A 24,448-nucleotide genomic window follows, 5' to 3' on the forward strand; every position below is an offset into this window, starting at 1 on the left:
AGCAATGGGCAAGGTCATAGTCGTTACATCGGGCAAGGGCGGTGTCGGGAAGACGACATCATCGGCCGCATTGGGAGCCGCGCTGGCGCAGAACGGCGACAAGGTCGTGGTCGTCGATTTCGACGTCGGACTGCGCAATCTCGACCTGATCATGGGTGCCGAGCGGCGGGTGGTCTACGACCTCGTCAACGTCATCCAAGGCGAGGCCAAGCTGACGCAGGCGCTGATCCGAGACAAGCGGGTCGAGAGCCTCTATCTGCTGCCGGCCTCGCAGACGCGCGACAAGGACAACCTGACGGCCGAGGGCGTCGCCGCGGTCATCGGAGCGCTCAAGCAGTCCTTCGACTGGGTGATCTGCGACAGCCCGGCCGGCATCGAGCGCGGCGCAACGCTCGCCATGCGCCATGCCGACGTCGCCATCGTCGTCACCAACCCGGAAGTCTCCTCGGTGCGCGACTCGGACCGCATCATCGGCCTGCTCGATTCCAAGACGCTCAAGGCCGAGCAAGGCGAGCGCATGGAGAAACACCTGCTGCTGACCCGCTACGACCCCGCCCGCGCCGAGCGCGGCGACATGCTCAAGGTCGACGACGTCCTGGAAATCCTGTCGATCCCACTGCTGGGCATCGTTCCGGAGAGCATGGACGTGCTGCGCGCCTCAAATCTCGGCTCGCCGGTGACGCTCGCGGACGCGCGCAGCGCTCCTGCCGTCGCCTATTTCGACGCGGCGCGCCGGCTGCGGGGCGAGAACCTGCCCGTCACCATCCCGGGCGAGAAGCGCAGCTTCTTCGGCAAGATGTTCGGAAGGAAAGCGGCATGAAACTGCTTCGCTTCTTCTCCAGGAACCAGTCGGCCCCCGCCGCGCGCGAGCGCCTGCAGGTCCTGCTCGCGCATGAGCGTGCCTCGGTCGGCGATTCAGACCTCGTCACCAAGCTGCGCGACGAGATCCTGCGGGCCATCTCCAAGCACATGCAGGTCGACGACGAGAAGGTCAGCGTCCGCATGGAGCGCGGCGCCAAGGTCTCGACGCTGGCGGTGGACATCGAAATCCCGTTCGATGCGGGCAAGAAGGCGGCCTGAGGGCCGCCTTTTCCTTGGCGCGTCCTCGAGTGCGCCGCTCAGGCCGCGTCGCAGGATTCCTTGCCCAACAGCCTGAGCGTCGTCTTGCGCTGGATCTTGTCGTCCCTGGCGAAGAGCTCGGCCAGCCAGTCGACGAAGACGCGGACCTTGTTCGAGAGGTGGCGGTTCGGGGGGTAGACGATGTGCAGCGGCTTCGGGGCCGAGCACCAGCTCGTCAGCAGCGGCACGAGGCGGCCCGCCGCGATATGCTCCTGCACCATGAAGGTCGGCGCCTGGATGACGCCGAGGCCGGCGAGCGCCGCCGCGACATAGCCAGCACCTTCGTTGAACGAAACGACGTAGTCGCTCTTCACCTCGATGCTCTCGCCCTCGCCGACATAGGTGAAGGGCATGACGCGGCTGGCGCCGGCATAGCGATAGCCGACGATGACATGCCCGTTCTCCAGATCCGACGGGTGCCGCGGCAGGCCGCGACGCGCGAGATAGTCGGGCGCGGCGCAGGTCACCATGTACATTTCGCCGATGCGCCGGGCGATCAGGCTCTGGTCGCCGATCTCCCCGCCCCGGACGGCACAATCGACATTCTCGCCGAGCAGATCGGTCGGCCGGTCGCTGAGGCCGAGATCGATCTGGATCTCGGGATAGCGCGCATGGAACTCCGGTAAGGCCGGGATAATCACCGCGACCGCGAGCGAGGCGCTGCTTTCGACGCGCAGTCGCCCGCTCGGGCGCGCCTGCGACGAGGCCATGCTGGCGTCGAGTTCGTCGATCTCGCCGAGCACGCGCAAGGCGCGCTCGTAGTAGGCGGCGCCGTCCATCGTCACGGTGACGCGCCGTGTCGTCCGGTTCAGCAGCTTGGCCCGCAGATGCGCCTCGAGCTGCTGGATCTGCTTGGTGACCGTCGGCTTTGGCATGTCGAGCAGATCGGCGGCGCGCGAAAATGTGCCGGCCTCGACGACCCTGACGAAGGCACGCATGGCGTTGAGCTGATCCATTCCCCCTCCCCTCAGGTCGAGCGCCAGCGCGCTATTATTTCTCTCAGGAAATAATGAATGAACGAAAGCACCATTTATTGCCCAATGAGTATCACTTAAATCACGCTGCACCGCAACAGCACAGGCCGCGCCATGCTCGCCAGTTCGATCCAGCCCTATCGTAGCCCCCGCTCCGTCTTCTGGCGGCAGGAGACGATCGCGGCTGGCCCGGCTTCCCTGGCGGCGCGCCTCTATGCGCCAGCCGATGTCGCGGCCGATGCCGGGCTCGTACTGCATCTGCATGGCGGCGCCTTCACCGGTGGCTCGCTGAGGGAAGGCGAGGCCGTGGCGACGATGCTGGCCGAGGCCGGATCGGTCGTGCTCTCGCTCGACTATCCGCTGGCCCCCGCGCATCGTTTTCCCGAGGCGCTGGAGGCCGCATATGGGGCGCTGGCGGCGATCGGCAAGGGCCGCGCCCGCTGGGCGACGAAGCGGGCACCGCTTTATGTCGCGGGCGAGGAAGCCGGCGGCAATCTCGCCGCCGCGCTCGCCCTGATGGCGCGCGACCGGCGCGGGCCAGATTTGGCCGGGCAGATCCTGCTCTCGCCGATGCTCGATCCTTGCGTCGGCACCTGCTCGTTCCGGGAAGCCTATGCCGGGCCTGTCGGCTGCCATTGGGCCGATGGTTGGGCGGACTATCTCGGCTCGCCCGACAAGGCCGCCCACCCTTATGCCGCGCCGGTCAATGCCTCGCGGCTCGGCGGCCTGCCGCCCGCCCTGCTGATTTCGGCCGATGACGACCTGATGCGCGACGAGGTCGCGACCTATGCGGCCCGTCTCGGCGAGGCTGGAGTCACCGTCCGCCACCATGTCCGCCCCGGGGCGAGCCGCTGGCCCGCCGCCTATGCCGAGGCTCCGCAGAACGATTCTTGCCTCTGCCTGGCAGGCGACCTCGTGACCGAATTCTATGCCCTGACCGCGCCTTCCTGAACGCGCGACCGACCGCCTCTCTCTTCGACCTCCCTCTCATCCAAGGATTGAACCCATGCTTCAGGGAACGCATCGTCGTGGCCTGCTGGGCGGCGGCCTGGCCGCCGGCGCCTCGCTCGCCACGCTCGCCCTCGCCTTCAACCTGTTCGGCGGACACGCCCAGGGCGACACCCCTGCCGCGGCAGCGCCGCCCGCCACCGCGGTCTCGGTCGCGACCGTCGAACCACGCGAGATCGTCAACTGGGCCGAGTTCTCCGGTCGGCTCGAGGCGATCGAACGCGTCGAACTGCGCTCGCGCGTTTCGGGCGTGATCGAGGCCGTGCATTTCCGCGAAGGCGGGCTCGTGCGTCAGGGCGACCTGCTCGTCAGCATCGACCAGGGCCCCTATCTCGCCGAATACGAGCGAGCTCAGGCGAATGTTCTGGCAGCCGAGGCGCGCGTCGCGCTGGCAGCGAGCGAGCATGAGCGCGGCCAGCAGTTGATGGCGAGCCGCAACGTCTCCCAGCGCGAAATCGACACGCGCTACAACGCCCTGCGCGAGGCCCAGGCGAATCTGCGCGCGGCCGAGGCCGCCCAGCGCACGGCGCGGCTCAACCTCGACTACACCCAGATCCGCGCGCCGATCAGCGGCCGAATCGGCCGGCTCGGCGTCACCGTCGGCAACCTCGTCGCGGCCGGCGCTTCCGCCCCGCTGCTGACGACGCTGGTCTCGGTCGATCCGGTCTATGCCTCGTTCGACGCCGACGAGCGCACGGTGCTCGACGCGCTGGCGAGCCTGCCAGGCAGCGAGCGCGCGCTCGACCGCATCCCGGTCCGGCTGGCGACCGCGACCTCGGAAGCCGCGAGCTTCACCGGCAAGCTGCATTTCGTCGACAACGGCGTCGATGCGGCCAGCGGCACGGTGCGGGTGCGGGCCATCCTCGACAATCCCGACGGCAAGCTGCTGCCGGGCCAGTTCGTGCGCGTGCAGATGGGCCAGGCACGGGCAGAGCAGAGCCTCGTGATCAACGAGCGCGCCGTCGGCACCGACCAGAACAAGAAGTTCGTCTTCGTGGTCGGCGAGGACAACAAGGCGCTCTGGCGCGAGGTGACGCTGGGCGCCACGAATGACGGGCTCCGCGTCGTCACCTCCGGCCTGAAGTCGGGCGAGCGCATCGTCGTCAACGGCCTGCAGCGCATCCGCCCCGGCGCGACCGTCGCGCCGGAGGCCGTGCCTATGGCCGAGAAGGCCGAACTGAAGCGCGGGCCGGGCAAGACCGAACTCGCGCAACGATAAACCGCAATCACAGATGCGACGTCGTCCCGGGCACGCGGCAAGGCCGCGCTGACCCGGGACCCATGCCTGAACCGTTCCGGCATGCATCCCGGGTCTCCCTCCGGTCGCCCGGGATGACGTGCGCTTGATGAATTCAAATCCGCTCCAAAGGGGGGCGTGCCATGAACCTGTCCAAGTTCTTTATCGACCGGCCGATCTTCGCCGGCGTGCTCTCCGTCCTGATCTTCCTCGCCGGACTGATCTCGCTACGCATCCTGCCGATCTCGGAATATCCCGAGGTCGTGCCGCCGACCGTGGTCGTGCGCGCGCAGTATCCCGGCGCCAATCCGCGCGTCATCGCCGAGACCGTGGCGACGCCGATCGAGGAGCAGATCAACGGCGTCGAGGGCATGCTCTACATGTCGAGTCAGGCGACGACCGACGGCGTGATGACGCTGAACGTCACCTTCAAGCTCGGCACCGATCCGGACAAGGCCCAGCAGCTGGTGCAGAACCGGGTCAGCCAGGCCGAACCGCGCCTGCCGGAGGAGGTCCGCCGCTTCGGCGTCACCACCATCAAGAGTTCGCCGGACCTGACGATGGTGGTGCACATCACCTCGCCGAACGGCCGCTACGACATGACCTATCTGCGCAATTATGCCGTGCTCAACGTCAAGGACCGGCTGGCGCGCATCGACGGCGTCGGCCAGGTCCAGCTCTTCGGCTCGGGCGACTATTCGATGCGCGTCTGGCTCGATCCCCAGAGGGTCGCCGAGCACGGCCTCTCGCCCTCCGACATCGTGCGCGAGATCAGGGCCCAGAACGTCCAGGCCGCGGCCGGCGTGATCGGCGCCTCGCCGAGCGGCCCGGGGCTCGACCTGCAGCTCTCGGTCAACGCACAGGGCCGCCTCGCCAGCGAGGAGGAGTTCGGCGAGATCATCGTCAAGACCGTCGCCAGCGGCGCCGTCATCCGCCTGAAGGACATCGCGCGCATCGAACTCGGCGCCGCCGACTACGCGCTCCGCTCGCTGCTCAACGGCAAGTCCGCCGTCGCGGTGCCGGTGTTCCAGGCGCCGAACTCGAATGCGATCGCCATCGCCGACCGCGTCCAGGAGACGATGCGCGAGATCAAGCAGAACATGCCCGAGGGCGTGGACTATTCGATCGTCTACGACACCACCCAGTTCGTGCGCGCCTCGATCAAGGCGGTCATCACGACGCTGCTCGAGGCGATCGCGCTGGTGGTGCTCGTCGTCATCGTCTTCCTGCAGACCTGGCGCGCCTCGATCATCCCGCTCGTCGCCGTGCCTGTCTCGGTCGTCGGCACCTTCGCGGTGATGTATCTCTTCGGCTTCTCGATCAACGCGCTCTCGCTGTTCGGCCTGGTGCTGGCGATCGGCATCGTCGTCGACGACGCGATCGTCGTGGTCGAGAACGTCGAGCGCAACATCGAGCATGGTCTCGAGCCGCGCGAGGCGACCTACAAGGCGATGCGCGAGGTCTCCGGCCCGATCATCGCGATCGCGCTCGTCCTCGTCGCAGTGTTCGTGCCGCTCGCCTTCATCTCTGGCCTGACCGGCCAGTTCTACCGGCAGTTCGCGCTGACGATCGCGATCTCGACGGTGATCTCGGCGGTCAACTCGCTGACGCTGTCGCCGGCGCTCGCGGCGCTGCTGCTGAAGGGCCACGACGCCCCGAAGGATGCGCTGACGCGCTTCATGGACCGCGTCTTCGGCTGGTTCTTCCGCGGCTTCAACCGCTTCTTCAGTCGCTCTTCGGAAGCGTATGGCAGTGGCGTGCGCCGCATCCTCGGCCGCAAGACGGTGATGATGGTGCTTTATGTCGGCCTCGTCGCGCTGACCGGCGTGCTGTTCAAGACCGTGCCGTCAGGCTTCGTGCCCGGCCAGGACAAGCAGTATCTCGTCGGCTTCGCGCAACTGCCGGACGCCGCGACGCTCGACCGGACGGAGGACGTGATCCGCCGCATGGACGAGATCGCGCTGAAGCATCCCGGCGTCGAGAACGCGATCTCGTTCCCGGGCCTGTCGATCAACGGCTTCACCAACTCGTCGAACGCCGGCATCGTCTTTGTGGGCTTGAAGCCCTTCGACCAGCGCAAAGACCCCTCGCTCTCCGGCAATGCCATCGCCATGCAGCTCAACAAGGAGTTCGCCGGCGTCAAGGATGCGTTCATCGCGATGTTCCCGCCGCCGCCCGTGCAAGGGCTTGGCACGATCGGCGGCTTCAAGCTGCAGATCGAGGACCGCGCCGGCCTCGGCTACAAGGCGCTCGACGAGGCGACCAAGGCCTTCATGGCCAAGGCTGCGACCGCGCCCGAGATCGCCGGCATGTTCTCGAGCTTCCAGGTCAACGTCCCGCAGCTCTATGCCGATATCGACCGCACCAAGGCGCGCCAGCTCGGCGTTCCCGTGACCGATGTCTTCGAGACGCTGCAGATCTATCTCGGCTCGTCCTACGTCAACGACTTCAACAAGTTCGGCCGCACCTACACGGTGCGCGTCCAGGCCGATGCGCCCTTCCGCGCCTATCAGGAGGACATCGGCAAGCTGAAGGTGCGCTCGAACTCGGGCGAGATGGTGCCGCTTTCGGCCGTGCTGAACGTGCGCAGCGATTCCGGGCCGGAACGGGCGATGCGCTATAACGGCTTCCTCAGCGCCGACATCAATGCCGGCCCCGCTCCCGGCTATTCCTCGGGCCAGGCGCAGGATGCGGTGACGCGGATTGCCGCCGAGACGCTGCCGAAGGGCTTCGCCTTCGAATGGACCGAGCTGACCTATCAGGAGATCCTGGCCGGCAACTCCGCCATGCTGGTGTTCCCGATCGCGATCCTGCTCGTCTTCCTGGTGCTGGCCGCCCAGTATGAGAGCCTGACGCTGCCGATCGCGATCATCCTGATCATCCCGATGGGGCTCCTCGCGGCGATGGCGGGCGTCTGGTATTCGGGCGGCGACAACAATGTCTTCACCCAGATCGGCCTCGTGGTGCTGGTCGGACTATCGGCCAAGAACGCGATCCTGATCGTCGAATTCGCGCGCGAGCTCGAATTCGAAGGACGGACGCCGGTCGAGGCCGCGATCGAGGCGAGCCGGCTGCGGTTGCGGCCGATCCTGATGACCTCACTCGCCTTCATCATGGGCGTGGTGCCGCTGGTGCTCTCGACCGGGGCCGGCGCCGAGATGCGGCAGGCGATGGGCATCGCGGTCTTCGCCGGCATGATCGGCGTCACCGCCTTCGGCATCTTCCTGACGCCGGTTTTCTACGTGCTGATGCGCAAGCTCACCGGCAACAGGCCGCTCAAGCAGCATGGCGCGGAGGCGGAGCCGGCGCATCTGGCGAAGGCGGCCTGACCAACCTCGTACAACCAAACGCGTCATCCCGGGCGACCAAAGGTCGACCCGGGATCCATTCCTGAACCTTTCCGAAAGGCGCTCAGGCATGGATCCCGGATCGCCGCTTCGCTACGTCCGGGATGACGGCGTGTTTCTGGCGATAGCTAATTCAGCTTACCGCTCGATCATCTTGTTCCAGCGGCTGTTCCATTCGGGGCGCTTGGCGTTGATCGCGTCCCAATCCAGCACCACCGCCGACTTCATGTTGGCGTGGAAGGTCTCGAGCTTCTTCTCGGTTTCGGGGGTCGTCGCCTTGGCCCTGGTGTTCGACGGCACGATGTTGCCGGCCGCCAGCGCCTTCGACTGGGCGTCGGCCGAGAGCAGATAGGCGGCGAGCTTCTGGGCGAGTTCCGGCTCGGAATTGTTGGCGATGACGCATTGCGCGACCATCAGCACCACCGAACCTTCCTTGGGCTGGGCGTATTCGACCGGAATGCCCTTTTCCTTCAGCGTCGAGACGCCGGTCGGGGTCAGCGGGAAGATCGCGGCCTCGCCGGTCTGGACCATCTCGGAGATCTTGGCCGAGTTCGGGATGAACTCGATGACGTTCTTGCCGATGGTGTCGCGGAACTTGCCGAATCCGGGCTCGACATTGCTCTCGGTGCCGCCCTGGATGCGGTTGAACATCAGGAAGGCGTGCAGCCCGAAGGAGGAGGCCGAGGCCGACTGGAAGACGACCTTGTCCTTGAACTTGGGATCGGCCAGATCCATCCAGGAGGTCGGAGCGGCCCAGCCCTTCTCGTCGAACATCTTCTTGTTGTAGGCGAGGCCGGTCATGCCCATGTCGATGCCGACGGCCATGTCGCCCTTCATGCGGGCGCCCTTGTCGAGTTCGGCGAGCTCCGGGCCGTCCTTCAGCTTCTCGCACAGGCCGGCGCCGACGGCGCGGACCATGACGCCATCATCGAGGAACATCACGTGCATCTGCGGCTTGTCCTTGGCCGCGGTCGCCTTGGCCAGGATGTCCGAGGAGGTGCCGGGCACGACGACGACCTTGACGTTGTTGGCCTTCTCGAAATCCGGGAAGACGCCCTGGGTGAAGGTCTTCTCGAAGTTGCCGCCATTCATGCCGACATAGAGCGTCCTGGTCTGGGCGAAGGCTGCCGTGCCGGCGGCCAGCGCGAGCGTGGCTGCGGCAGCGCCGAGCGCGGTTCTGCGGTTGATCATGAGTGGTTTCCCCTGTGTTGCGGCTCTGAAGGGCGATCCGCACCCGAGCCGTCGGCTGTGCGGTCGCTGGTCGTGAAACGGGCGATCGAGAACGCCTCGATCGGCGTTGCCGTCGTGCCGTCGCGGATGAGTTCGGCCAGAACCTCACCGACGCCGGGCGCGATCTGGAAACCGGCTCCGGTGAAGCCGAAGGCGTGGAGCAGGCCGGGCGTCGTGCCGCTCGGGCCGATCACCGGATTGCGGTCCGGCATCGCGGCCTCGGTGCCGGTCCAGAAGCGGATCGCCTGGGCATGGCGCATCGCCGGGAAGAGTTCGGCCGCCTTGTTCATGATGGCGAGCGCGCCCTCGCCCGTCGGCCGGGAGAAATCCGTGTCGGCGAGGGGCAGGCCGCGTTCGCCGCCGACGACGCAGTTCCCGCGCTCGACCTGGCGGGCATAGATGCCGCCGCCTTCCATGCCGGTGTTGACGGTCATGATCGGAGCCAGCGGCTCGGTGACTACCATCGAGGGGTAGATGCGGCTGACCGGAACGGACTCGCCGAAGGCTGCCGCGAAGGGGCCGGCCCAGGCACCGGCGCTGTTGATCAGTGCGCCCGCGCGCAAGCTCAGCCCTTCGCCCGCCTCCAGCGCGAAGCCCTCGCCGTCGCGTGTGGCGCCGGTCACGGGCGTGTTCTCGAGGACATGCGCGCCGGCTCGGCGGGCGGCGCTGGCGAAGCCGGCGGCGACGAGGCGGGGATTGGCGTGGCCGTCGCCGGCACAGAGCGAGGCGCCGGTGATGTCGCCACCGATCCAGGGGAAGCGCTCGCGCAGGTCGTTATGGCCGATCAGTTCGAGGTCGAGCCCCTGATCGGCGACAGCGGCGGCATAGGCTTCGAGCGAGGCCATGTCGGCTTCGCCGCGGGCGAGCTTGAGATGACCCGAGCGCTGGAACTCGCCGTCGATGCCGATCAGGGCCTTGAGACGAGGCCAGATCGCATGGGCGCGCTGCGACAGCGGCAATTGTGCGCGCGGCCGGCCCTGCCGGCGGACGCCGCCATAGTTCACGCCGCTCGCCTGCGCGCCGCAGAAGCCCTTGTCGAGCAGGGCGACGCTCATGCCCATGCCGCGCAGCGCCAGCGCCGCCGAGGAGCCGACGAGGCCGCCGCCGATGATCGCGACGTCGATATCGAGGCGCGCGCTCATCGTGCCGCCTCCGTCTCGCGCGGAGCGGGTTTCAGCGCCAGCGGCAGCGGCTTGAGCGGCGCCTGCGAACGCAAACGCCCGACGCTTTCGAGTTCCTGGCCTGTCCTTATTGCGAGCAGTTCTGCTGCGGCCCCACCACAGACGCGTCCCTGGCAGCGCCCCATGCCGACGCGGCTGACCGCCTTCAGGCGGTTCAACTCGACAATGTCGAAGCGGGCGACAGCGTCGCGGGCCTCGCCGCCGCTGATCTCCTCGCAGCGGCAGAGCAGCGTGTCGTCGGCGATGCCGCCGGCCCAATGGGCCGGGAAAGGAAAAGCCGCCTCCAAGATGTCGCGGAAGCGATCGATGCGGGCGAGCTCACGCTCGAGCTTGGCCGCACGGTCCAGCGAGAACGGCAGCCGGCGATCCTCGCAGAGCGCAAGCGCGGCGCGCTCCCCTGCCCGCTCGGCAGCATCGGCGCCCGCGATGCCGGCACCGTCTCCGGCGAGATAGACGCCCGGCACGCTGGAGCGTCCGGCGGCATCGCGCTTCGGCAGCCAGGCGCGGTCGCGCGGATCGAAGCGGAAGGCGCAACCGGCGAGGTCGGCAGCTTGCGTCTCGGAACGCAGGGCGAGGCCGTAGCCGACGCCATCGCAGGCGATATGGCGTTCGTGCCCGCCCTGCCGCCAGGCGATGCCGGTGACAGCGCCCTCTCCCTCCATGCGCAGATCCTCGACGCCGCAATGGATGGCGACGCCGCGCAGCCGCAGTTCGGCGACGAAGCGCATGCCGCGCAGAACGACGGTCGGAAACAGCGGCAAGCCGCGCAGCATGGCGAACTTGGCCGAGAACGGGGCCGAGTCGAGCACGGCGGCGACCTCGACGCCCGCCTTCATGTATTGCCAGGCGACGAGATAGAGCAGCGGCCCGGAGCCGGCGAAGACGACGCGCCGGCCGATGGCGCAGCCTTGCGCCTTCAACGCGATCTGTGCGCCGCCGAGCGTGAAGACGCCGGGCAGCGTCCAGCCCGGGATCGGCAGGATGCGGTCGGTCGCCCCCGTCGCCAGGATCAACCCGTCATAGGCGACGCGGCGGTTCTCGCCGGCGACCGCGATATCGGCCGTGCCCTCGCGGAGGTTCCAGAGCAGGGCCTGCGGCCAATAGTCGATCTGCCCGGCAAGCGCCGCGAAATCGCGATGCAGCGCCCCGGCCTTGCCGGCTTCCGATCCGTAAAGCGCCTTGGCGCTGCGCTCGTCCGGGACGAGGCGCTGTCGATAGATCTGGCCGCCGCAGGCCGGCGCCTCGTCGACGACCAGCGGGCGCAGCCCGGCGGCGACCAGCGCCTGCGCCGCGCGGATGCCGGCCGGTCCCGCGCCGACGACGAGCGGCTGCGCGCGCCCGCTCACGCGGCAAGCCCCGCTTGCGTGAGGATGCTCATACCCGCAGCCAATGGCGTGGTGCAGGCACGCAGGCGCTCGCCACTGGCGAGCGTTACCCAGCAATCCTGGCAGGCGCCCATCTGGCAGAAGCCGGCGCGCGGCTCACCCGAGAACTCTGTCCTGCGAAGCGCTGCGGCATGGCTGAGGATCGCGGTCAGAAGCGTGTCGCCGGCCCTTCCCTCGCAGGGCGCGCCGTCGAGCGTGAAGGCGATCGTCGCGTGATCCTTGCGGGCGATGCGGTGGAGCAGCGGCATGGCGATCGGCCCTATTTCTGCCCGACGAGGATCTTGTCGAGGCCGAAGGCGCGGTCGAGGATCAGCATGGCGCCGGCCGTCAGGGCGATCATCAGCGCCGAGACCGCCGCCATCATCGGGTCGATCGATTCCGTCGCATACATGTACATCCTCACCGGCAGCGTCACCGTTTGCGGCGAGGTGACGAAGATCGACATGGTCAGTTCGTCGAACGAGTTGATGAAGGCGAGCAGCCAGCCGCCGGTGATGCCGGGCAGGATCATCGGCGCGGTGACGCGGCGGAACACCGTCCAGTGCGAGGCGCCCAGCGTCATCGCGGCCTGCTCGGCGCTGCGGTCGAGCCCCGTGAAGGCCGCCATCACGAGCCGCAGCACGTAAGGCGTGACGATGATGACATGGGTCGCGACCAGCCAGGCGAAGGAGCCGGTGCCCCCGATCAGCGCGAAGAGCCGCAGGAAAGCGACGCCGAGCACCAGATGGGGAATGATCAGCGGCGAGAGGAAGAGCGCGTTGAGCGCATCGCGGCCGGGGAAGTCGTAGCGGTCGATGGCGAGCGCGGCCGGGACCGCGATCACGATCGCGATCGTCGCGGCGAGCGTCGCCAGCCAGAGGCTGTTGACGAAGGAGGCGACGAAGTCGGGATGCTCGAAGATCGCCTTGAACCAGCGCAGCGAGAACGAGGTCGTCGGGATCGACAAGGTGTTCTCGGGCGTGAAGGCGACGAGGCAGATCACCAAAAGCGGCGCCAGCACGAAGGCGACGACGAGGCTGTGGAAGGCGAGCGCGATGGGGCCGTTCTTCTGCATGGCGCTCACCCCAATGTCCGGCGGGCGCGGGCCTCGACCATGCGGTTATAGGCCAGCATGATGATGAGGTTGGCGGCGAGCACGATGATGGCGATGGCGGCGCCGAGCGGCCAGTTCAACTCGTGCATGTATTCGTCGTAGACGAGCGTCGCGGCCATCTTGAGCCGGCGGCCGCCGAGCAGGCCGGGAATAGCGAAAGCGCTGGCGGAGAGGCCGAAGACGATCAGGCTGCCCGAGAGCGCGCCGAGCGAGACCTGCGGCAGCACTACACGGCGCAGCGCGGTGAAGTGCGAGGCGCCGAGCGTCAGGGCCGCGGCCTCGACCATCGGATCGAGCTTCTGCAGCGCCGTCCAGACCGGGATGACCATGAAGGGCAGCATGACATGGACGAGCGCGATCACGATCGCCGTCTCGGTATAGAGCAGCTTGACCGTGCCGAGGCCGAGCAGCTGCAGCGTCTGGTTCACCAGCCCGTTCGAGCCCAACACCATGCTCCAGCCGAAGGCGCGCACCACGACCGAAACCAGCAGCGGCCCGATGATCACCAGCAGGAAGACCGAGCGCCAGGGATCGCGCATCCGCGACAGGATATAGGCCTCGGGCGCGCCGATCAGGGCGCAGATCAGCGTGGTCAGGAAGGCGAGCCTGAGCGTGCGCCAGAAGATGCCGAGATAGTAGCTGTCCGAGAAGACCGCCGTGTAATGCGCCAGCGTGAACTCGCTCTTGATGCCGGTCGCGTGGTCATAGGCGTGGAAGGAGAGGATCACCGTCAGGATCAGCGGCAGGACCACCAGCCCGAGGAACATCAGCGCGCCGGGGCCGACCAGCAGCCAGGGTGTCGGGTTGGGGCGCCTGCCAGCCGGAGCGGCCGGCGCGGCGCCGATGATGGTCGTGCTCGGCGCGTTCATGCGGCCGCTCCCGCGGGCGCATCGACCTTGAGGCTGGCCGGCGCCCAGGAGAGCGAGACCTGCGCTCCCTCGGCGGGCGGCTCGTCGCCCTGGTTCGGCACGGAAACCGAGAGCAGGCCCGCGGGCGTCTCGACATTGAAGAGCCAGTAGCTGCCGAGGAAGAAACGGGCGAGGATCTGCCCGTCGAGGACGCCCTGCCCGGCCCCGGCCAGCAGGATCTTCTCCGGCCGCAGCGACAGCGCGATCGCCTCGCCATCCGCAAACGTCGCCGGCTCGCTCGGCAGGGCGAGGCCTGCGACTTCCGCGCGGCCGCCGCGCCAGACGCCCTCGATCCGGTTCATCCTGCCGACGAAGGAGGAGATGAAGGCCGTCGCCGGCCGCTCATAAAGCCGATAGGGCGCGTCGATCTGCGTCATCGCGCCCTTCTCCATCACGACGACGCGGTCGCTGATCGAGAGCGCCTCGGCCTGGTCATGCGTCACCATGATCGTCGTGGTGCCGACGCTGCGCTGGATGCGGCGCAGTTCGAACTGCATCTCCTCGCGCAGCTTGGCGTCTAGATTGGACAAGGGCTCGTCGAGCAGGAGCACCGGCGGCTCGATCACCAAAGCGCGGGCGATCGCGACACGCTGGCGCTGGCCGCCCGAAAGCTGGCGCGGATAGCGTCCGGCCATGCTGGCGAGATGGACGAGGCCGAGCATGGCGGCGACGCGACGGTCGCGCTCGGGCTTGGCGACCTTGCGCATCTCCAGGCCGAAGGCGACGTTCTCCGCGACAGTCATGTGCGGAAACAGGGCGTAGCTCTGGAAGACGATGCCGAGGCCGCGCCGGTTCGGCTTCTCATGGGTGATGTCGCGCCCGTCCAGAGTGATGCGCCCGCTCGACGGCTCGACGAGGCCCGCAATCATCTGCAGCGTCGTGGTCTTGCCGCAGCCCGAAGGGCCGAGCAGCGAGACGAACTCGCCTTGGGCGACGCTGAGGTCGACATCGTTCACGGCGGCAAGGTCGCCATAGACCTTGCTCAGCGACTGCAGCGTCAGGAAACCCATCGGCACCTCGGATGCGGGCGCCCGGACATGATCGAACCGGAAGCCGGACTGCGATGGCCCGAAGGAGATGGAAGCGACATAAATCCGTCAACGACGGATTTCACATCAGAGAATTTATATCGAGATAATTCTCATATATAGAATTATTCATCAGTTCTCTTTGGCATCCTTTCGAAAAATGACCGATGCACGCGAGCCTCAATCGAGCCTGCAGCGCGCCTTGCGCCTCCTGCGCATCGTGGCGGCGGGCGATGCCGCCGGCATGCGGCTGAAGGACATCGCCGAGGCCGCCGGCTGCGGCCAGCCGAGCGCGCACCGGGCGCTGCGCGACCTGATGGCGGAGGGCTTCGTCGAGCAGGTCGCGGGCGGCAAGCGCTATCGGCCGGCGCTCGACTTCTTCGTTCTGGCCGCCCGTGCCGGGCAGTCAGGCGGCCTGCGCGAACTGGCGCGGCCGGCGCTGCTGCGGCTCTCGGCGACGCTGAGCGACACCGTCTTCCTGCTCGTGCGCAACGGCTATGATGCGGTCTGCCTCGACCGGATCGAGGGCCCGTTCCCGATCCGCTCCTTCACCGGCGACATCGGCGGCAAGGTGCCGCTCGGCATCGGCCAGGGCAGCCTCGTCATCCTGGCGCATCTGCCCGAGGCCGAACGCGAGGCGGTGATCCGCTTCAACATGCCCCGCCTGCTCGATCGTGGTTTCCTCGACGAGGCGGCACTGCGCTGCGCGCTGGCCGTCGCGCGCGAGCAAGGCTGGGTCAACCTCAACACAGGGCTGATCCCCGGCATGGCCGGCGTCGCCGTGCCGGTCTTCGATGCGGAGGGGCGCACGGTGGCCGCGCTCAGCATCGGGACGCTGGCCGAGCGACTGCGCGAGGAACGGCTCGCCAGCGTCGTCGGCATCCTCAGGACGGAAGCGCAGGCGCTGAGCGCGAAGCTCAATCCCTTCGACATGGCGTTGCGCTATCCCTCGCGCAGCCTGAGCGCCGTGACGGGATGAAAAACCACTTTCCGGTGAACCGGAAGAGCCATAGACTTCTGCAACCTATGAGGGCGACAACCATGATCGCGCATCTTTCGCGGACGATGCTTGTCCTGCTCCTGCTCTCCCTGCCAGCCTTGGATGGAGCAGCGGCCGCAGCCGACCCGCCCGCGCTCAGGCCCCAGGCCGGTCCGCTTCATGCAGGCGCCGGCTTCGCCTTCGTCCGTAGGTCGGAGGAGACGCGCCAGGCGCTGAGCGGCATCGCCTGCCCGGCGGTTTCCAAAGCGTCCGGACTTTGCCTCGCGGTCTTCGACGAGGGTGGCGAGGCGCGCTACCTGACGATCGAGGCCCGGGCCATCCGGCCGGAAGCCGAACGCGTCGTGCTGATCCCGGGAAAGATCGAACTCGATGGCGAGGCCGCCGCGACCGACGGCACCTTCTACTACGTCGTCGGCTCGCACAGCGCCAAGCGCGGCACGTGCAAGAGCAATCCGGAGAGCCGCCACCTGATCCGCTTCCGGCTCGACCCCGAAACCGGCCGTGGCAAGCGAGGCAACGACGGCACGCTGGCCGACTTCACCGACACGGGCGCGCTCTGGACGCTGATGCGCCGCGTGCCCGGGCTGAAGGAGCATGTCGGCGAGGGCATGTGCCTTGGAACGACAGGCGACGGAAAGAACGGCGTGAATATCGAGGGGATGGCGGTCCGGGATGGCCGGCTGTTCTTCGGTTTCCGTGGGCCGGTCGGCAAGGACGGCGCGCGAATCCTCTCGATCGATGCAAAGGCCCTGTTCGAAGGCGGCGATGCCGACCCGAACCTGTTGACCGTCGCTCTCGGCAAGGGCCGCTCTATCCGCGACCTCATCGCCGTCAGCGACGGCTTTCTGGTGCTCGCCGGCCCGGATGACGACGAGGAGAACGAGAAGCGCGGCTTCACCGTCTCGCGCTGGAACGGCCAGAACGGCAAGGACAACCTCGAGCCCCTCGCGACGCTCGATCTCGACAGCGTGCCGCGACGGAACTGCTCCGAAAAGATCAAGCGCAAGGAGATCAAGCCGGAAGCGCTCGCCGTGCTCGACGACAGGCCTGGCCGGCCCTATCAGGCGATCGTCTTCTCCGACGGGCTCTGCGACGGCGGGGCGCTGCGTTTCAGCATTCCGCGCTGATCGATTTGGCCGCGCTGATCGGACGGCCGCGCCGGGCCGCCATGTCGCAGAACACTTGCCTTACCAGGTCAAAGCATGGTCTCGAAGGCCAGCTTCCGACCCTGAAGGCAGACCATCATGACCGAAACCGCTCCCAAGCCCGGCCCCCGTATCGCCATCACCTACTGCTCGATGTGCCAGTGGATGCTGCGCGCCACCTGGCTCGGCCAGGAACTGCTCTCGACCTTCGGGCAGGACATCGGCGAGATCGCGCTGATCCCTCGCACCGGCGGCATCTTCCAGATCCACTACGATGGCGAGCTGATCTGGGACCGCAAGGAGGATGGCGGCTTCCCCGACTCCAAGGTGCTCAAGCAGCGCGTGCGCGACCGGCTCGACCCCGAGCGCAGCCTCGGCCATGTCGACGGACATGTGGCGAAGGAAAGCGTTTGATCCTCATCGGGCACGCTCCGAACCACGACGTCATCCCGGACGTAGCGAAGCGGAGCTCCGGGATCCATCGTAGAGTTCCGGAGCCCTTCGATGGATCCCGGATCTACGCGGCTGCGCCGCTTGTCCGGGATGACGTGGTGGTTCCGGAATACTAAGCGGCGACCTTCCGCGTCGCTACGATCCAGGCCTTCAACCGTGCCTCGGGATCGGCGTTCAGCGTGATGTCGGTGACCGCCGCGACGATGTCGGCCCCGGCGGCAAAAACACCGGGAGCGCGCTCCAGAGAAATGCCGCCGATGCCGACCAGCGGGATGTCGCCGACGCGTCGCTTCCACTCCGTGACGCGCTCCAGCCCCTGCGGGTCCCATTTCATCGCCTTCAGGATCGTCGGATAGACCGGGCCGAGCGCGACGTAATCGGGCTCCGTCGTCAGAGCGCGATCGAGCTCGATCTCATCATGGCTGCTGACGCCGAGCCTCATGCCCGCCTTGCGGATCGCGGCGAGATCGGCGCCATCCAGGTCCTCTTGGCCGAGATGGACGAAGTCACAGCCTTCCTCGATCGCCAGATGCCAGTAGTCGTTGACGACGAGGACGCAGCCGGCGGCTGCACACAGCGCCCTGGCGTTGGCGATCTCGCGGCCGGTTTCGACCTCGCTGCGATCCTTTATGCGCAGCTGGACCAGCTTCACGCCGAGCGGCAGCATGCGCTCCAGCCAGTCGGCACTGTCGAAGATGGGATAGAACGGATCGAGCTTCACGAGAGAAACGTCTTTCACGACAGGAAGGCCTTGCCCATGACGGGGGTGGAGGGAGCGGCCATGTCACGGGCCTCGATCGGCTGCGCCTGAAATGCCTCGCGCCCGGCCTCGATCGCCTTGGCGAAGGCCTGCGCCATCAGTACCGGATCGCCGGCCTTGGCGACGGCGGTGTTGAGCAGGATCGCGTCATAGCCGAGTTCCATGGCATGCGCCGCATGGGACGGCAGGCCGATGCCGGCATCGACGACGAGCGGGATATCCGGGAAGTGCTGGCGCAGGGTGCGCAGGCCGTAGGGGTTGTTCAGCCCCCTCGCCGAGCCGATCGGCGCGCCCCAGGGCATCAGCACCTCGCAGCCGGCATCGAGCAGGCGCCCGCCGACGACGATGTCCTCGGTCGTGTAGGGAAAGACCTGGAAGCCGTCCTCGCTCAGGATGCGGGCCGCCTCGATCAGTCCGACCACGTCGGGCTGCAGCGTGTCGTCGTCGCCGATGACCTCGAGCTTGATCCATTCCGTGCCGAAGACCTCGCGTGCCATATGGGCGGTGGTGACGGCCTCCTTGACCGTATGGCAGCCGGCCGTGTTGGGCAGGACGCGCACGCCGAGCTCGCGGATCAGTGACCAGAAGGCCTGGCCGGCGCCGCCCTCCCCGGCTTCCCGCCTCAGCGAAACGGTGACGACCTCGACGCCGGAGCGCCTGACCGCCTCGGCGAGGATCGAGGGCGACGGGTATTGCGCCGTGCCGAGGAAGAGCCGGCTCTGCGGCTCGAAGCTGTAAAAGTCTTTCATCTGAGGCCTTTGCATCTCAGCCGCCCTGCATCGGGGCGAGCACCTCGATGCGGTCGCCCTCGGTCAGCCTGACGGCCTCGCGCTTACGGGCGGCGACGAAGTCCCCGTTCACGGCGGTGGCGACGACCTTGCCGGCATAGCCGAGTTCGGCCAGCGCCTCGGCGAGCGTAGTGGCCACGACCTCCTGCGGTTGCCCGTTAAGCAGCAGCGTCATGCAACATCTCCGGAATGGCGGCCGGGTCGAGCACGGCATCAGCCGCCAGCCGCGCCATGGCAGGGCTGAGCAGGAAGCCGTGACGATAGAAGCCGTTGACGTGAAGGACCCGAGCTCGGCGTGTCAGCCGCGGCAGGTTGTCGGGAAAGGCCGGGCGGGCATCGACGCCGATCTCGACCACCTCGGCCTCGCCGAAGGCGGGGTGCAGCGCATAGGCCGCGCCGAGCAGTTCCAGCATCGAGCGGGCAGAGATGCGGCCGCGATCGCTGCTCTCGATCATGGTCGCGCCCACCATGAAGAGCCCTCCCGCGCGCGGCACGACATAGAGCGGGATGCGCGGGTGGAGCAGGCGCACAGGGCGCGACAATGTGATATCGCGGCTCCGCAGCAGCAGCATCTCACCCTTGACGCCGCGCAGATCGGGCAACGCATCGCGGGCCGACAAGCCGCGACAGTCGAGGACCGTATCGGCGGCGATGTCAGAGGCTTCCACCTCGCTACCGAAATGGATGCGACCGCCCAGGGCCTCGACCTTCGCGGCAAGGCCTGCGAGCGCCAATCGCGGATCGAGATGGGCCTCCCCTTCGAAGAACAGGCCCTTGGCGAAGCGTCCGGCGAGATCAGGTTCGAGTGCCGCGATCCCCTCGCCGTCGATCTCCGCGAAATGCGAAGTGCGCAGGCCGAAGCGGCGCAGTTCGCTGCGATCCCGGCTCGGGGCCAAAACGAGCGTGCCCTTGCGGACAACGCCGTCGACATGGCGCTGCCACCAAGCTGCAGCCTCCTGTCCGAGCCGGATCACAGGTTCCTCTGCGCTTTCGCCCTCGCACCAGGGTGCGAGCATGCCGCCGGCATGCCAGGAACAGGCCCGCTCGCCGGCGAAGGCGCCGCGCTCATGGATATCGACCGAGGCGCCGCGTTCGAGCAATTCGACCGCGCAGGCGAGGCCGACGACGCCCGCACCGACGATGCCGACATGGACTTGCTCGCCTTGCCGTGGATGGGTCGAAAGCTGAGTCATGCCATTCCCATTCGCCCGGGAAGGCAACGGCCATGGCAGAGCGAGCGACGAGCCGATGACCGTTCCCTTCGCCGGCATTACCCGGATCAGGTTCGATGGGTTGGTGCGTCAGCACCTCTCAGCCTCGCGGCACCCCAACGGATCGACGAAGTTTAGGCGGTCCCGGCGGCAGGAGCAAGGCGGCGAGGCTTCAACACGCCGGTCATCCCGGGCGACGGCAGGGAGACCCGGGATTCATGCCTGAACCCTTCCGGTGAATGCACCGGCATGGATCCCGGATCTCCGCTTCGCTGCGTCCGGGATGACCCGCGCCTTTTCGCCAATGCCACTCCCTTGAAGAATGGCCGCGCAGGTCAACCCAGCGGCTTGGCGAAGCGGGCGAAGGCATCAGCCGTGGGCGTGGTACCGGCGCCGGGCTTCTGCGGTTTCAGGAAACAGCCGTCGACGACATCGGCCGGCTCCTCGAAGGCGTCCTTGATCCAGGGGATGTATTCGAGGACCGGCGTCGCCTGATGCCAATAGGCGAGATGGACATGGACCTGGCTCATCTCGCCGGCATGGGGCGCGACCGGCAGGCGGTTCGCCAGCGCAAGATCCGCGACCTGGATATACTCGGTGATGCCGCCGAGCCGGGTCACGTCGGGTTGGACGAAGTCGATCGCGTCGGCGGCGATGAAGGAGCGGAAGGCGTCGAGCGAGTAGAGCTGCTCGCCGAGCGCGACCGGGATCGAGGTCGAGCGCGCCAGCGCCGCATGCGAGCCGACATCGTCATACCAGAGCGGCTCCTCGAACCAGAAGATGTCGAGCGGCTCGGCCCGGGCGCAAAAGCGCCTGCAGGTCGGCAGGTCCCATTTGCCGTTCCCGTCGATGGCGAGCGCGACATGGGAGCCGACGGCGTGCCTGACAGCCTCGAGCCGGCCGATATCGATCCCGGGATCGGCATGGCCGACCTTGACCTTGATGCGGTGGAAGCCGTCGCGCTCGACCGCCTTCCGGCAGCCGTCGACGAGCTGGTCCTTCGGGATCGAAAGCCAGCCGATATCGGTGTTGTAGGCCTCGAGCCGAGGCTTGCTGGCACCGCCGAGCAGATGCCAGAGCGGCACGCCGGCCTTCTTCGCCTTGAGATCCCAGAGCGCGACATCGACGGCAGCGAGCGCGAGCTGGGTGATGCCGGCGCGGCCGACCCATTGCAGCGCCGGGTGGCGGGCGAGCTTGAGCCAGAGGCGATTCGTCTCGGCGGCGTCCTCGCCGATCAGCAGCGGCGCATAGCAGTCGCGGATGCAGGCGGTGATCAGCCGATCGGAGGGCAGATCGGCATGGGTGCCGGTGAAGCCGTAGCCTTCGAGCCCGTCCTCGGTGACGATCTTCGTGCCGACCACGCCCCAATGGCTGATGCGATGGGTCGAATCCGCGATCGAACCGCCCGTCACGGGAATATGCAGGATGAAGGGTTCGATACTGGCGATGCGCATGCTGGTCCTCCCGGCCTCTCCTCGCAGTCCGGAATCGGCCGCGGCGGCTTGTTGTCGAAAGTTCGACCACAGGATGCATGCGGCAGCAACGGCCCGCGGGCATACCGGGGCAGCATCCGGGCGATGCAGATCACTCCACTTCGAAGGTTGCAACGGCCGCCGTGGCCGGGCGCCAATGCGTCGGCTGCCAGGTGAGTTGCACCCCGCTTTCGTCGAGCCACACCGGGCGAGCCGCTTCGATGTCCAGGTCCCTGCGCGGGAAACAGCACCAGGCGCGCGCCTCCCGATCGCCATCAGTCACTTCCACGACCGGGCTCGAACCACGCCGCGCCCGAGGCGCGCCTATCGTCCATCCACCACTCATCGTCTCCCCGCTGCCCCTCGGCGCATGCATGTTTCCCGTGGGAACTCTTCAGCGAGGAGCTTGCGTCGAGCTGGCTCGACGGATGCAAATTTCCGACGATGAATTCGGCCACCGCTTTCGGCACTCGATAGCAGATCGGCGGCACTCCCTCCCCCGACGAACCCAAAACACGACGCATCGTTGCCGGCTGACAAACGGCATGGCAGGGGGATCTCCGTGCAGATTTTGTTCGCCATCTCCGGAAACCATAATTCCCGGCGCTGTCGGGGTACTCCCGCTGCCCCATTGAAATCATGGAACCCATCTGGAATACTCGCGTTGTGCTAAGCGGGGCTGCCTGGCACAACGAAATGGACACAGTGTTGCCCATCCGCACTAGCAGTCGGAGTCCAATCATCCATAGTTGGGCTGTTCTTAATGAGGGCGAATCGATGAAAAAGCTTCTTGTGTTGACTGTAGCCGTTGCGATGATGGGCGTCGGTGGGTGCGCTTCGATCGGCAAGGGCAAAGGCAAGGCTCCGCCGCCGGCGGCCGCGCCGATCGTGACGAAGGGCTAAGCCCGACGAAACGGAAAACGGCCGGTCTGACCGGCCGTTTTCTTTTCAACGACCCGTTACTTGCATCTCGCCGCGCCAGGACGCAGATGTTGTGGAGTAGTCGCGACAGCGGGAGGCATGCGATGTGGCTTCAACTGACCCATCGGGCGCGCTCCTGGATGCTGGCGGCCTGTGCCGCGGGCCTGGTCTGTGCCGGCACGTCCTTCCAGGCGTACGCTCAAGCGATCACGAACGTCCCCGGCGACGATCCGGGCTTCATCACACATGATACCGGCCCCGCCTCGCGGACCCCGCAACGCGCTTCCCGGCGGCAGGCACCGCAGGTCACCGGTGCCTATTTTGTCGAATTCCGTTCGCGCTATGCGCTGAGCTATGGCCACACCTTCCTCGTCCATGGCCGTCTGAACGCCAGGGGCGAGGTCGGGCAGGTCACCGCCGATCAGGTCGCCGGCCTGCATCCGGCCGGCGATGGCCCCGAAATGTGGTCGGTCGGCCATGTCCTGCCTGTGCCGGCCGAGACAGGCCCGAGCGACGGGGACATGGAGGACGAGTACATTTCGGCGCGTTTCCGCGTCATGCTGAGCGAAGATCAGTATCGCCGCGTCGCCGCCCATATCAGGCGTAAGCAGAAGAACTCCCCGACCTGGCATGCGGTGCTCTACAACTGCAATAGGTGGGTCGGCGAGGTTGCCCAGTACATGGGGCTGGAGGCGCCGAGCAACACGCTGCTCTACCCTGCCGACTACATCAACGCCCTCAAGGCTCTGAACAGCGGTAGCGCGCGAGCCAACAGCGCTGCAGCCTTCACGGCCGACCGCAACAATTGAGCGATCCTTTTCCCGGCCCCGGCAGCATGCCGTGAGGCCGGGCCTTCGGTGTCAATCAGCGCTGAACGATAACCGGGGTGCCGACCGCGACGCGCTCGAAGAGGTCGATGATGTCCTCGTTGCGCATGCGGAAGCAGCCATAGGACGCGAAGGTCCCGATGCTTTCCGGCCGGTTGGTTCCGTGGATCGCATATTGCCCGCCGCCGGACAGCGTCAGGGCACGGGCGCCCATCGGATTGCGCGGCGATCCGCCGGGGATGACGTCGGGAAGGGCCGGATTGTCGTTCTTGATCTCTTCAGGCGGCGACCAGGCCGGCTCGACATGCTTTCCGTCGATCTCGACTTCGCCCAGCCACTGCTTGGAAGGCTTGCCGACGGCGACCTGATAGCGGATCGCAGTGCCGTCCTCGCGCACCCAATACAAGCGACGCTCTTTCGTCTTGATGATGATCGCGCCGGGTGCGGCATTGCCCTTGTAAGCAACGACCTCGCGCGCCTCGATCGGAAGTGCGACCGTCAGAGCAGCCAATAAGACGCCAAACCTGAGCATATTACGCAAGCCCCCTGCCTCGTCCAGAACTCACGCCATCCTGGCAAATAAAGGTATCGATCTCCTCTACGCGAGGCGCGGCGTCGATGGCAAGCGGGCCAGCGAGCCATGCGAGGGCGAGCCGTTCACGTCATCGACAGAGAGGTGCCCAATGGCCGAGACCATCCATCCCTTCTACGAGGCGCATCGCGATGCGATGGAGGCCGCCATGCGGCAGCGTATCGATCTCGCCGAAGCGTTTTTGCAGGAGCGCACGGAGTTTTCCGACGTCGATGCGATCCGGCGGGAGGTGATGGACGAGTTCGCGGTCGTGCTCACCCAGATGCCCTATGTTGGCGGAGAGGCGAGCCGCATGAGCGACTTCTTCATGCGCCTCATGGGCTTCATGGCCATCAGCCGCGTGCTCCGGCGACATGGCGTGCCGCTGCCCGTGATTGGCGAGATCGAGCGGGAAACCTACAAGGCGCAACTGCTGACCGTGCCCGAAGCGGAACGTCTCGCCGCGGGGCGTCATTTCATGTCGCCGGAGAATCAGGCCTTGCTGCGCGAGCAGGCCGCCAGGAGCCGCCGGAACGAGTTTCCGGACGATTTCGTCTATGATTTCGTCGAGCCCGGCCCGGACGACAGCTTCGAATTCGGCATCGACTACAAGGCCTGCGGCTTCTGCAAGTTCGCGGCTCGCCATGGCGACAAGGAGATCCTCCCGAGCATCTGCGGGCTCGATTTCGACGCCTATGCAACGCGAGGCATCCAGCTAAACAGGACACAAACCCTGGCCGGCGGCGCGAGCCACTGCAATTTCCGCTTCTCGCGGCTTCCGCCGAACTAG

At 67.1% G+C, this 24,448-nt stretch carries 25 protein-coding genes and 1 riboswitch; of the genes, 10 read left to right on the forward strand and 15 right to left on the reverse strand.

Going from position 1 to position 24,448, the window contains the following annotated elements:
* Window positions 1-4 precede the first annotated feature (4 nt).
* Together minD and minE are read left to right on the forward strand one after the other, a co-directional pair.
* A complete protein-coding gene (gene minD / locus AC1RMY_RS18320; protein WP_492866919.1) occupies window positions 5-820 on the forward strand; it encodes a septum site-determining protein MinD in 816 nt (271 codons plus the stop codon).
* The gene (gene minE / locus AC1RMY_RS18325) at window positions 817-1,080 is read left to right on the forward strand and encodes a cell division topological specificity factor MinE (protein ID WP_492866921.1); all 264 of its coding nucleotides are present in this window, start codon (window positions 817-819) and stop codon (window positions 1,078-1,080) included. The genes minD and minE overlap by 4 nt, the downstream gene beginning before the upstream one ends.
* 38 nt (window positions 1,081-1,118) lie before the next feature.
* Here the strand turns inward: minE and AC1RMY_RS18330 are convergent, their stop codons facing one another.
* Window positions 1,119-2,075 carry a LysR family transcriptional regulator gene (locus tag AC1RMY_RS18330; protein ID WP_492866923.1) on the reverse strand — a complete coding sequence of 319 codons (957 nt, stop codon included), beginning with the start codon at window positions 2,073-2,075 and terminating at the stop codon, window positions 1,119-1,121.
* Between the two features lie 132 nt (window positions 2,076-2,207).
* Here AC1RMY_RS18330 and AC1RMY_RS18335 point away from each other — a divergent pair, with 132 nt between their 5' ends.
* The 3 genes from AC1RMY_RS18335 (at window position 2,208) to AC1RMY_RS18345 (ending at window position 7,667) form a co-directional block, all read left to right on the forward strand.
* Window positions 2,208-3,044, forward strand: a complete 837-nt coding sequence (locus AC1RMY_RS18335; RefSeq protein WP_492866924.1) for an alpha/beta hydrolase fold domain-containing protein — start codon at window positions 2,208-2,210, stop codon at window positions 3,042-3,044.
* 55 nt (window positions 3,045-3,099) lie between these two features.
* On the forward strand, window positions 3,100-4,320 hold the full coding sequence (locus AC1RMY_RS18340; RefSeq protein WP_492866926.1) for an efflux RND transporter periplasmic adaptor subunit: 1,221 nt from the start codon (window positions 3,100-3,102) through the stop codon (window positions 4,318-4,320).
* Between the two features lie 161 nt (window positions 4,321-4,481).
* Window positions 4,482-7,667 (forward strand): efflux RND transporter permease subunit, encoded by a 3,186-nt coding sequence (locus AC1RMY_RS18345; RefSeq protein ID WP_492866927.1) that lies wholly within the window; start codon window positions 4,482-4,484, stop codon window positions 7,665-7,667.
* A gap of 156 nt (window positions 7,668-7,823) precedes the next feature.
* Here AC1RMY_RS18345 and AC1RMY_RS18350 read toward each other — a convergent pair whose 3' ends face one another.
* From AC1RMY_RS18350 to AC1RMY_RS18380, 7 genes are read right to left on the reverse strand one after another with little or no spacing between them, the layout of a single operon-like run.
* On the reverse strand, window positions 7,824-8,876 hold the full coding sequence (locus AC1RMY_RS18350) for an ABC transporter substrate-binding protein (protein ID WP_492866929.1): 1,053 nt from the start codon (window positions 8,874-8,876) through the stop codon (window positions 7,824-7,826).
* The gene (locus AC1RMY_RS18355) at window positions 8,873-10,057 is read right to left on the reverse strand and encodes an NAD(P)/FAD-dependent oxidoreductase (RefSeq protein ID WP_492866930.1); all 1,185 of its coding nucleotides are present in this window, start codon (window positions 10,055-10,057) and stop codon (window positions 8,873-8,875) included. The genes AC1RMY_RS18350 and AC1RMY_RS18355 overlap by 4 nt, the downstream gene beginning before the upstream one ends.
* Window positions 10,054-11,442 (reverse strand): FAD/NAD(P)-dependent oxidoreductase, encoded by a 1,389-nt coding sequence (locus tag AC1RMY_RS18360; RefSeq protein WP_492866931.1) that lies wholly within the window; start codon window positions 11,440-11,442, stop codon window positions 10,054-10,056. Before AC1RMY_RS18360 ends, AC1RMY_RS18355 begins: the two co-directional genes overlap by 4 nt.
* Entirely contained in the window at window positions 11,439-11,729 is a 291-nt protein-coding gene (locus AC1RMY_RS18365) for a (2Fe-2S)-binding protein (protein WP_492866933.1), read from the reverse strand. The genes AC1RMY_RS18360 and AC1RMY_RS18365 overlap by 4 nt, the downstream gene beginning before the upstream one ends.
* A gap of 11 nt (window positions 11,730-11,740) precedes the next feature.
* A complete protein-coding gene (locus tag AC1RMY_RS18370) occupies window positions 11,741-12,535 on the reverse strand; it encodes an ABC transporter permease (protein WP_492867193.1) in 795 nt (264 codons plus the stop codon).
* Window positions 12,536-12,540: 5 nt separating this feature from the next.
* Entirely contained in the window at window positions 12,541-13,443 is a 903-nt protein-coding gene (locus AC1RMY_RS18375) for an ABC transporter permease (protein WP_492866934.1), read from the reverse strand.
* Window positions 13,440-14,492 (reverse strand): ABC transporter ATP-binding protein, encoded by a 1,053-nt coding sequence (locus AC1RMY_RS18380; RefSeq protein WP_492866936.1) that lies wholly within the window; start codon window positions 14,490-14,492, stop codon window positions 13,440-13,442. Before AC1RMY_RS18380 ends, AC1RMY_RS18375 begins: the two co-directional genes overlap by 4 nt.
* 178 nt (window positions 14,493-14,670) lie before the next feature.
* Between AC1RMY_RS18380 and AC1RMY_RS18385 the strand changes: the two genes are divergently transcribed.
* From AC1RMY_RS18385 to AC1RMY_RS18395, 3 genes are all read left to right on the forward strand, one after another.
* Window positions 14,671-15,489, forward strand: a complete 819-nt coding sequence (locus tag AC1RMY_RS18385; RefSeq protein WP_492866938.1) for an IclR family transcriptional regulator — start codon at window positions 14,671-14,673, stop codon at window positions 15,487-15,489.
* Window positions 15,490-15,551: 62 nt separating this feature from the next.
* Window positions 15,552-16,637, forward strand: a complete 1,086-nt coding sequence (locus AC1RMY_RS18390) for a DUF3616 domain-containing protein (protein WP_492866939.1) — start codon at window positions 15,552-15,554, stop codon at window positions 16,635-16,637.
* A 117-nt stretch (window positions 16,638-16,754) separates the two neighbouring features.
* Entirely contained in the window at window positions 16,755-17,069 is a 315-nt protein-coding gene (locus AC1RMY_RS18395; protein WP_492866941.1) for an Rdx family protein, read from the forward strand.
* A 151-nt stretch (window positions 17,070-17,220) separates the two neighbouring features.
* Here AC1RMY_RS18395 and AC1RMY_RS18400 read toward each other — a convergent pair whose 3' ends face one another.
* The 6 genes from AC1RMY_RS18400 to AC1RMY_RS18425 form a co-directional block, all read right to left on the reverse strand.
* A complete protein-coding gene (locus AC1RMY_RS18400; RefSeq protein ID WP_492867195.1) occupies window positions 17,221-17,829 on the reverse strand; it encodes a thiamine phosphate synthase in 609 nt (202 codons plus the stop codon).
* A gap of 14 nt (window positions 17,830-17,843) precedes the next feature.
* Entirely contained in the window at window positions 17,844-18,617 is a 774-nt protein-coding gene (locus tag AC1RMY_RS18405; protein ID WP_492866942.1) for a thiazole synthase, read from the reverse strand.
* A 16-nt stretch (window positions 18,618-18,633) separates the two neighbouring features.
* On the reverse strand, window positions 18,634-18,831 hold the full coding sequence (gene thiS / locus AC1RMY_RS18410) for a sulfur carrier protein ThiS (RefSeq protein ID WP_492866943.1): 198 nt from the start codon (window positions 18,829-18,831) through the stop codon (window positions 18,634-18,636).
* The gene (gene thiO, locus AC1RMY_RS18415; RefSeq protein ID WP_492866945.1) at window positions 18,815-19,849 is read right to left on the reverse strand and encodes a glycine oxidase ThiO; all 1,035 of its coding nucleotides are present in this window, start codon (window positions 19,847-19,849) and stop codon (window positions 18,815-18,817) included. Before thiO ends, thiS begins: the two co-directional genes overlap by 17 nt.
* A 46-nt stretch (window positions 19,850-19,895) precedes the next feature.
* Window positions 19,896-19,996, reverse strand: a riboswitch (TPP riboswitch).
* A gap of 206 nt (window positions 19,997-20,202) precedes the next feature.
* The gene (locus AC1RMY_RS18420) at window positions 20,203-21,321 is read right to left on the reverse strand and encodes a mandelate racemase/muconate lactonizing enzyme family protein (protein ID WP_492866947.1); all 1,119 of its coding nucleotides are present in this window, start codon (window positions 21,319-21,321) and stop codon (window positions 20,203-20,205) included.
* Window positions 21,322-21,451: 130 nt separating this feature from the next.
* Window positions 21,452-21,628, reverse strand: a complete 177-nt coding sequence (locus tag AC1RMY_RS18425; protein WP_492866949.1) for a hypothetical protein — start codon at window positions 21,626-21,628, stop codon at window positions 21,452-21,454.
* Between the two features lie 736 nt (window positions 21,629-22,364).
* Between AC1RMY_RS18425 and AC1RMY_RS18430 the strand changes: the two genes are divergently transcribed.
* Window positions 22,365-23,069 (forward strand): hypothetical protein, encoded by a 705-nt coding sequence (locus tag AC1RMY_RS18430; RefSeq protein ID WP_492866951.1) that lies wholly within the window; start codon window positions 22,365-22,367, stop codon window positions 23,067-23,069.
* Between the two features lie 55 nt (window positions 23,070-23,124).
* Here AC1RMY_RS18430 and AC1RMY_RS18435 read toward each other — a convergent pair whose 3' ends face one another.
* On the reverse strand, window positions 23,125-23,619 hold the full coding sequence (locus tag AC1RMY_RS18435; protein ID WP_492866953.1) for a L,D-transpeptidase: 495 nt from the start codon (window positions 23,617-23,619) through the stop codon (window positions 23,125-23,127).
* A gap of 151 nt (window positions 23,620-23,770) precedes the next feature.
* On the opposite strand from AC1RMY_RS18435, the gene AC1RMY_RS18440 reads away from it, so the two are divergent.
* On the forward strand, window positions 23,771-24,448 hold the full coding sequence (locus tag AC1RMY_RS18440) for an L-2-amino-thiazoline-4-carboxylic acid hydrolase (protein ID WP_492866954.1): 678 nt from the start codon (window positions 23,771-23,773) through the stop codon (window positions 24,446-24,448).

This window comes from Allobosea sp. GW822-FHT03F07, assembly GCF_058801345.1.

Excerpts from the sequence above, each read along its gene's own strand:
- AC1RMY_RS18345 (WP_492866927.1), top strand. The coding sequence starts at position 4,482 with ATGAACCTGTCCAAGTTCTTTATCGACCGGCCGATCTTCGCCGGCGTG.
- AC1RMY_RS18385 (WP_492866938.1), top strand. The coding sequence starts at position 14,671 with ATGACCGATGCACGCGAGCCTCAATCGAGCCTGCAGCGCGCCTTGCGC.
- AC1RMY_RS18395 (WP_492866941.1), top strand. The coding sequence starts at position 16,755 with ATGACCGAAACCGCTCCCAAGCCCGGCCCCCGTATCGCCATCACCTAC.
- AC1RMY_RS18420 (WP_492866947.1), bottom strand. The coding sequence starts at position 21,321 with ATGCGCATCGCCAGTATCGAACCCTTCATCCTGCATATTCCCGTGACG.
- minE (WP_492866921.1), top strand. The coding sequence starts at position 817 with ATGAAACTGCTTCGCTTCTTCTCCAGGAACCAGTCGGCCCCCGCCGCG.
- AC1RMY_RS18375 (WP_492866934.1), bottom strand. The coding sequence starts at position 13,443 with ATGAACGCGCCGAGCACGACCATCATCGGCGCCGCGCCGGCCGCTCCG.
- AC1RMY_RS18405 (WP_492866942.1), bottom strand. The coding sequence starts at position 18,617 with ATGAAAGACTTTTACAGCTTCGAGCCGCAGAGCCGGCTCTTCCTCGGC.
- AC1RMY_RS18330 (WP_492866923.1), bottom strand. The coding sequence starts at position 2,075 with ATGGATCAGCTCAACGCCATGCGTGCCTTCGTCAGGGTCGTCGAGGCC.
- AC1RMY_RS18430 (WP_492866951.1), top strand. The coding sequence starts at position 22,365 with ATGTGGCTTCAACTGACCCATCGGGCGCGCTCCTGGATGCTGGCGGCC.
- AC1RMY_RS18435 (WP_492866953.1), bottom strand. The coding sequence starts at position 23,619 with ATGCTCAGGTTTGGCGTCTTATTGGCTGCTCTGACGGTCGCACTTCCG.
- AC1RMY_RS18340 (WP_492866926.1), top strand. The coding sequence starts at position 3,100 with ATGCTTCAGGGAACGCATCGTCGTGGCCTGCTGGGCGGCGGCCTGGCC.
- AC1RMY_RS18365 (WP_492866933.1), bottom strand. The coding sequence starts at position 11,729 with ATGCCGCTGCTCCACCGCATCGCCCGCAAGGATCACGCGACGATCGCC.
- thiS (WP_492866943.1), bottom strand. The coding sequence starts at position 18,831 with ATGACGCTGCTGCTTAACGGGCAACCGCAGGAGGTCGTGGCCACTACG.
- minD (WP_492866919.1), top strand. The coding sequence starts at position 5 with ATGGGCAAGGTCATAGTCGTTACATCGGGCAAGGGCGGTGTCGGGAAG.
- AC1RMY_RS18350 (WP_492866929.1), bottom strand. The coding sequence starts at position 8,876 with ATGATCAACCGCAGAACCGCGCTCGGCGCTGCCGCAGCCACGCTCGCG.
- thiO (WP_492866945.1), bottom strand. The coding sequence starts at position 19,849 with ATGACTCAGCTTTCGACCCATCCACGGCAAGGCGAGCAAGTCCATGTC.
- AC1RMY_RS18390 (WP_492866939.1), top strand. The coding sequence starts at position 15,552 with ATGATCGCGCATCTTTCGCGGACGATGCTTGTCCTGCTCCTGCTCTCC.
- AC1RMY_RS18370 (WP_492867193.1), bottom strand. The coding sequence starts at position 12,535 with ATGCAGAAGAACGGCCCCATCGCGCTCGCCTTCCACAGCCTCGTCGTC.
- AC1RMY_RS18440 (WP_492866954.1), top strand. The coding sequence starts at position 23,771 with ATGGCCGAGACCATCCATCCCTTCTACGAGGCGCATCGCGATGCGATG.
- AC1RMY_RS18355 (WP_492866930.1), bottom strand. The coding sequence starts at position 10,057 with ATGAGCGCGCGCCTCGATATCGACGTCGCGATCATCGGCGGCGGCCTC.
- AC1RMY_RS18380 (WP_492866936.1), bottom strand. The coding sequence starts at position 14,492 with ATGGGTTTCCTGACGCTGCAGTCGCTGAGCAAGGTCTATGGCGACCTT.
- AC1RMY_RS18335 (WP_492866924.1), top strand. The coding sequence starts at position 2,208 with ATGCTCGCCAGTTCGATCCAGCCCTATCGTAGCCCCCGCTCCGTCTTC.